The sequence below is a fragment of the Streptomyces pseudoechinosporeus genome, from assembly GCF_054783935.1.
Genome location: NZ_BAAGPS010000089.1, coordinates 1 through 3,839, shown reverse-complemented (window position 1 = coordinate 3,839; position 3,839 = coordinate 1). Strand labels below are relative to the sequence as shown.

The following is a 3,839-nucleotide window of genomic DNA, read 5'->3' as shown; positions in this document are numbered from 1 at the left end:
AGCCAGTCCCGCAGTCCGCCTGAAACAAGATCACCGGACTCTACGAAACTCGGGGCAGCTCAGACTGACAATGTTCCGCATTCCCCCCAACTTCCCCTGCAGTCACGGTCTTCACGCTACGAGGGGAGGGACACTCTGCCGACCACTCCCATCCATTTTCCGTTGCATCCTGGTGGCCACAGAGCTCAACCGAGGCAGCCCTCTGGGCGCTCCCACACCTCGGCGCGTGCCGCTCGCACTGGATGACCATGGCGCTTCCGTCCGACAGCCGTCCGACCGCATCTGCCCCTTGATCGTCGGCCCCGCCCGCCCACCTAACGTCAGCCCATCCGTCCTGCGGCACAAGTAGGCCACGACGTCTTCGAACCCGTCACCGAAGAACAGGCACATGGCCAGGACGAAGTACACCACCGCCCAGGCCGGGAGCAGGCGCACACGTTTCTCACGGCGCCCGGCCCTGTCCACGACCTCGTCGACCAGCCCTCTGGGGACCGGTTCGTGAACACCTCAATCGCCACGTGATCAGTCAACCTGCCATCAGCTACGGCTCGTTGACGCTGCGAACCCCACCCGCCATATCCAACAGCCCAGTCCGCCCGGCCCCGCCAACTAAGCGGCATTGCCATCAGACCCGGAGCACTTCAAGGTGTCTACGGCGGAGTCCTGCCATCCCGCAGAGAACCCTTCGCCCCACGGGGCCGCACCCATGAACGCCCGTCCGGCCGGCCCGAGGACGGTTGGATACAGTGCGCGAGACGGCAGCCTGGTCAGAGAGGGGAAGCGTGACCGACACCAGCGACACCCGACCCGCCGACAGCGAGGTGCAAGCTCCGCGGCAGAGCCGACTGCACCGCCTGATGCGCTACATCCCCCTGATCGCCCCCATCCTGCTGTGGGCCGTGCCCTGCTGGGTGCTCCTGCACGCCGGCCAGCACTGGCCGCTGCCCGTCACGCTGGTCGGCACCGCCCTGTTCGCCCTCGGCCTCGTTGGTATGCCGCTCGCGATGGCGCGCGGCCACGGCCGGCGCCAGCAGGACCGGGCGGCGATCGTCGGTGACACCCTGCTGGGCGCCAGCTGGGTTCTGTTCACCTGGTCCGTTCTGCTCGGCGTCCTCTTGCGGTTCGCCCTGACCATGGCCGGCGTCGGCGAGAGTCAGGACCGGGCCCGAATCGTCACTTGGGCCGTCCTCGGCATCACCGCCGTACTGCTCGCCTGGGGGTACGCCGAGGCCCGCCGCGTGCCACGCGTGCGCCGCCTCGACGTACAACTCCCGCGGCTGGGTGCCGGGTTGGACGGCACCCGCGTCGTCCTCATCACCGACACCCACTACGGCCCGCTCGATCGCGCTCGCTGGTCGGCACGGGTGTGCGAGACGGTGAACACGCTGGAAGCCGACCTGGTCTGCCACACCGGCGACATCGCGGACGGCACGGCCCAACGCCGCCGCGCCCAGGCCGTCCCACTCGGTACCGTGCAGGCCACCCGGGCCCGGGTCTACGTCACCGGAAACCACGAGTACTACAGCGAGGCCCAGGGCTGGGTCGACCTGATGGGCGAGCTGGGCTGGGAGCCGCTGCGCAACCGCCATCTGGTGCTCGAACGCGGAGGCGACACCCTCGTGGTCGCCGGCGTGGATGACGTCACCGCCGAGTCCTCCGGCCTGGCAGGCCACCGCGCCCACCTCGCCGGAGCCTTGAACGGCGCCGACCCCGACCACCCTGTCCTGCTCCTGGCCCACCAGCCCAAGTTCGTCGACCGGGCGGCAGCCGACGGCATCGACCTCCAACTCTCCGGCCACACCCACGGCGGCCAGATATGGCCCTTCCACCACCTGGTCCGCATCGACCAGCCCGCCCTCGCCGGCCTCAGCCACCACGGCACCCGCACCCTCCTCTACACCAGCCGCGGCACCGGCTTCTGGGGCCCGCCGTTCCGCGTCTTCGCCCCCAGCGAGATCACCCTGCTCGTGCTCCGCTCCCCGCACCTGCCCACCTCGCCGTAGCACTGGACGGGCCAACACATCCGCTTGGAGCAGTCCACGAGCCGAGGGGTGCGGCGTCGACAGATGACCAGTCCCGTCCACTGAGGACAAGATCCGGACCATTCCCGGGCCGACGGCTCCAACGAGCCATACGTGGCCACACGCAGGTCAACGACGCGTGACGCCTGCCCACCAGCAGACCAAGAATCTGCTGGTACCGGCGTCGGATAACTTCACACGGTTCCCGAACCGCAGCCCTTGGCACGCGGCCAAGGGAAACACGCTGGTCACGGCAGGCAGAGACCGCGTGGTGGTCGCGTGTGGTCGCACGAGACTGGAGGTGTCGGCCCTTCCCTCCGCCTCCGGGAGGCGATCCCCATGCGCACCACCACCGACCGCGGCCGCATCTACCGCAGATGCGGCTGCCGAGACACCCACCGCCGCCAGCCCGGAGCCCACTGCCCCCACCTGCTCACCGACCATCACCACGGGACATGGACCTTCGCCGTCGACGTCCCCGCCCCACCGTCCGGCGAGGCGGCTTCACCAGCCACGACCCCGCCGAGGCCGCGCTGCGGACGTTCCTGGAGGGCGAGGCCGGCGGCTTCAACGCCGACCCGAACCAGACCGTCGCCGACTACCTCCACACCTGGCTGGCAGCGAAGGCGCTGGTGCTCAAGCCGACGACCATGACCCGCTACCGCGACTACGTCCACAACGACCTCGTCCCCGCCTTCGGCAGCCTCAGGCTGGACGACCTCCGGCACCGGCACATCACCGCCTTCGTGACCAGCCAGCTCACCGCCGGCCGCGGCCGCACCACCCTCTACCGGTGCCTGGCCACCCTGTCCAGCGCGCTGGGCGACGCCGTCCGCCAGCACCGCCTCGCCCACAACCCCGCCAGCCCACCGGCACTGCGCCGGCCACCCGCGCCGGAGCGCCGGATCTGGACCGCCACCAAGGCAGTCCGCTTCCTCCAGCACTGCCACCAGGCCGACCCGGACATGGCCGACCTGTTCGAGTTCCTCATCGGCACAGGCCTGCGCAAGGGCGAGGCGCTCGGCCTGCACTGGGACGACGTCCACCTCACCGAACGAGTGCTGTACGTGCGGTGCACGCTCTCCGCGATCGACAACAACCGGCTCGTCATCACCCCGCCCAAGACCCGCTCCAGCAAGAACTGGGTGGCCATATCCCCCCGCGTCGCCGCCGCCCTCCGGCACCGGGCCCGGTCAGCGCCCCGGACCCACAGCGATCCCCGCGCCCCCTTCACGGGCCTTGTCTTCTGCCGACCCGACGGCCGGCCGCTGCGGCCCAGCGGCGTCCTCGACCGGCTCCGGCAACTGTCCGACGAAGCCGGCGTCCCCCGGGTGACCGTTCACGACCTGCGCCACCTGGCCGCCACCCTCACCATCACCGCCGGCGTCCCGCTCACCGTGGTCTCCAAAACCCTGCGCCACTCCACCCTGTCGACCACGGCCAACATCTACAGCCACCTCACCCAGCAAGCCGCCCGCGAAGCCGACGACACCATCGAGCAGACCTTCACGCGGGTCGAGCAGAAAGCCAGCCGCGATGCCCGGCTGAATCGGCTGCGATCACCACGGACCACATCAAGTGGCTTCGCGAAGCCCTCAACCGGCTCCGCTCCCCCGCCCCGCCCGAGGACGGTGCTCGCCGACCGTTCCCTTCCCTGGCTGCACATACTGGAACGGGCAACACGGCCGGCTGCTTCAGCGTTTGAGCCGATGCTGCCGATCGGGAAGTACGGGAACGGATAGACCGTCCTGGCCACGGAGTTGGCGGCGAGTACACCCCCGGCAGTCGCCGACTCGGCTGAGGACAACGAACCGGGCC

The 3,839-nt window shown here is 69.9% G+C and carries 2 protein-coding genes and 1 pseudogene; 2 read left to right on the top strand and 1 reads right to left on the bottom strand.

Features of this window, described 5'->3' with window-relative positions; translation table 11 throughout:
* Window positions 1–111: 111 nt before the first annotated feature.
* A pseudogene (locus tag ACYVO6_RS46065) lies at window positions 112–483 on the bottom strand (transposase domain-containing protein); the annotation flags it as partial.
* Between the two features lie 299 nt (window positions 484–782).
* Between ACYVO6_RS46065 and ACYVO6_RS46060 the strand changes: the two are divergent.
* Both ACYVO6_RS46060 and ACYVO6_RS46055 read left to right on the top strand, forming a co-directional pair.
* Window positions 783–2,003: a metallophosphoesterase gene (locus tag ACYVO6_RS46060; RefSeq protein WP_461072415.1), complete on the top strand. Its 1,221-nt coding sequence runs from the start codon at window positions 783–785 to the stop codon at window positions 2,001–2,003.
* A gap of 473 nt (window positions 2,004–2,476) precedes the next feature.
* The gene (locus ACYVO6_RS46055; protein ID WP_461072413.1) at window positions 2,477–3,763 is read left to right on the top strand and encodes a site-specific integrase; all 1,287 of its coding nucleotides are present in this window, start codon (window positions 2,477–2,479) and stop codon (window positions 3,761–3,763) included.
* Window positions 3,764–3,839: the final 76 nt, after the last annotated feature.

Bases quoted from the DNA above. Each gene is read 5' to 3' on its own strand.
- ACYVO6_RS46055 (WP_461072413.1), top strand. From the start codon at position 2,477: ATGGACCTTCGCCGTCGACGTCCCCGCCCCACCGTCCGGCGAGGCGGC.